The sequence below is a fragment of the Actinoplanes sp. NPDC048791 genome (genome assembly GCF_040650095.1).
Classification (GTDB): Bacteria; Actinomycetota; Actinomycetes; order Mycobacteriales; family Micromonosporaceae; genus Actinoplanes.
On the sequence record NZ_JBEZGQ010001168.1, the window covers coordinates 1 to 2,394 of the forward strand.

Below are 2,394 nucleotides of genomic sequence, written 5' to 3' on the forward strand. Positions count from 1 at the left end.
CTCGCGGCGCGAGGCGCTGTGGGCGGCGGGCGCCGCCGCGCAGGACAAACCGGACCGCCTGCCGGGTACGGTCACCGGCACGATCGCGCCGACGCTGCCCGGCATGGCCGAGGTGGACAAGCTCGTCGCGGACGTCTGGGCCACCGGCCTGTCCCCGGACGCGCACCCCGCCCAGTTCATCCGGGCCGAGCTGGACCGCGCGGAGGCGGTGCCGATCGCCCGGCTGGGCCGGGTCGAGGCCGGCACCCGGATCCGGGTCGGCGGCATCGTCACCCACCGACAGCGGCCGGCGACGGCGGGCGGGGTCACGTTCATCAACCTCGAGGACGAGACCGGGATGCTGAACGTGACGTGTTCGCCGGGGCTGTGGCAGCGGTACAAGCGGGTGGCGCGCAGCAGTGCGGCGCTGATCGTGCGGGGGCGGCTGGAGAAGTCCGAGGGGGTGCTCAACCTGGTGGCGGACCGGCTGGAGGCGGTCACCCCACCGATCAGCCCGGCGTCCCGTGACTTCCGGTGAACGGACACTATATTTCCGTTCTGCGCATCCTGCACCTTTTGTGGCGTAGACCGGATGCGCACCGGAAACGTGGCATCGGGGAGAGCACCATGATCAGCACCATCGCCGCCGCAGTCCTGCTCGCGGCCCCGGTCTCCCTGGCCGGGACCGCTTCCGCGCCGGCTTCCGCTTCCGCGCCGGCTTCCGCTTCCGCGCCGGCTTCCGCTTCCGCGCCGGCTTCCGGGGCTGAGGCGGCTTCCGGGGCTGCGCCGGCATCCGGAGCTGGCCCGGCTTTCGTCGGGGCCCGGCTTAAGAAGACCGACCTTACGGTGAGTTATCTGGCTGAGGCCGGTTACGCGGCCGCGGTGAAGCTGCGGTGCGACCCGGCCGGCGGGGCCCACCCCAAGAAGGTCAAGGCCTGCCGGTCGCTGGCCGCCGTCGGCGGCGACCCGAGCCGGCTCACCCCCGCGCCGATGATGTGCACGATGGAGTACGCGCCGGTCACCGCCCAGGTCAAGGGCACCTGGCGGGGCCGCCCGGTGAACTGGTCGCACAAGTTCGGCAACCGCTGCGACATGCACCGCACGACCGGGGTGCTCACGGCCTTCTGAGCAGCGACTCGGCCATGGTCCCGGCCAGCCAGCGCTCGTAGCGGTCCAGGCTCCAGCCGCGCCGGCGGGTGAAGCGGTCCAGCAGTTCCGGCGCGGTCAGGGCCCACAGCACGTCGCCGGCCTCCGCCTCGGTCAGCCCGTCGCGCAGCCCGAAGCGCCGCGCGACGTGCCGGGCCACCCCGGCGGTGCCGATCGCCCGCTCACCCTCGATCCTGTCGACGAACGCGCGGACGTCCGGGTCGCGTCCCGCGCCCTGCACGAACACCACCGCGATCAGCGGCCCGGCCCGCTCGGCCAGCTCGCGGCCCATCCGGGCGTACAACCGCAGGCACTCCTGCGGGTCGGTGGCGGCGAGCATGGCCCGCGCGATCGGTCGCTCGATCATCGGTACGGGCTCGTCGTCGCCGGCCAGCGCCACGTCGTACACCGCCTTGAGCAGCGCCGCCTTGCCGCCGACCACGTTGTAGACGGTCTGCGGGCTGACCGCGGCCCGCTTGGCGATCGCCTCGATGGTCGCGCCGAAGTAGCCCCGGCGCAGGAACAGGTCACGGGCCGCCACCAGCACCTTCTGCCGGGTGGCCCGGACCTGTTCCGCTCTCGCTGTGTTTCTCATGCCTCGCTCAGGGGGATCGGCGCCGGTGGCCGCAACGCGCCGACCTGCCACAGCACGCTCAGCTCGTCGCGAACGCCCCAGTGCTCGGCGAGCAGGCCGTTCTCGGCCCGGTAGAGGTGCATGGCCGGCATCGCGTACGGCTTGCCGGTGGGTGCGAAGCCGAGCGTATCGACGTCGTGGACGCCGTGCGCGGTGGCCCGGATCGCCACCTTGTCCCCGTCGGCGACCAGGTCGTGCACCTCGTAGCGGATCTTCAACACGGTGGTGAGGAACGTGAGGATCTGGAGATAGCCCGCGCGGCCCTGCGGCGCCCACGGTGGCGCGCCGTGATCGACGAAGTCCTCGGCGACCAGGTGTCCCGCGGCGGCGACATCCCCGGTGTCGAAGACCTCGAGCACCTGACGGGCCAGCTTCTCGGCAGTGTTCATCAGTGGTGTCCCTTTCCGGTACGGCATTGACTGGAACCACGTTCCAACCAGGTCACCGCCGCGGGCAACGATCATGGAAAGACCGGCCGTCGTCCTCCAGCGAAGCGGCTCCGCACTCCGGCTGCGCGCCCGGCCGATACGCTGCCCAGGTGGACACCGCATCGACGCGAACCCCCCGCCCGCCCGTCACCGTGCGTACCGCTGCCGTCTGGGCCGTGCTGCGCCGCGAGCTCGAGCGCAGCGCCG

General features: G+C 72.5%; 4 protein-coding genes. 2 read left to right on the forward strand and 2 right to left on the reverse strand.

Annotated features, from left to right (window positions below; translation table 11 throughout):
• Both AB0C29_RS43790 and AB0C29_RS43795 read left to right on the forward strand, forming a co-directional pair.
• Positions 1 to 517: OB-fold nucleic acid binding domain-containing protein (locus AB0C29_RS43790; protein WP_360833625.1), on the forward strand; the 517-nt coding region annotated here is incomplete at its 5' end.
• Positions 518 to 825: 308 nt separating this feature from the next.
• A complete protein-coding gene (locus AB0C29_RS43795; protein ID WP_360833627.1) occupies positions 826 to 1,107 on the forward strand; it encodes an SSI family serine proteinase inhibitor in 282 nt (93 codons plus the stop codon).
• On the opposite strand, the gene AB0C29_RS43800 is transcribed toward AB0C29_RS43795, so the two are convergent.
• Together AB0C29_RS43800 and AB0C29_RS43805 are read right to left on the reverse strand one after the other, a co-directional pair.
• A complete protein-coding gene (locus AB0C29_RS43800; RefSeq protein WP_360833629.1) occupies positions 1,094 to 1,720 on the reverse strand; it encodes a helix-turn-helix domain-containing protein in 627 nt (208 codons plus the stop codon). The genes AB0C29_RS43795 and AB0C29_RS43800 overlap by 14 nt on opposite strands.
• Positions 1,717 to 2,148, reverse strand: coding sequence for an ester cyclase (locus AB0C29_RS43805; RefSeq protein ID WP_360833631.1), 432 nt, complete (start codon positions 2,146 to 2,148; stop codon positions 1,717 to 1,719). The genes AB0C29_RS43800 and AB0C29_RS43805 overlap by 4 nt, the downstream gene beginning before the upstream one ends.
• Positions 2,149 to 2,394: the final 246 nt, after the last annotated feature.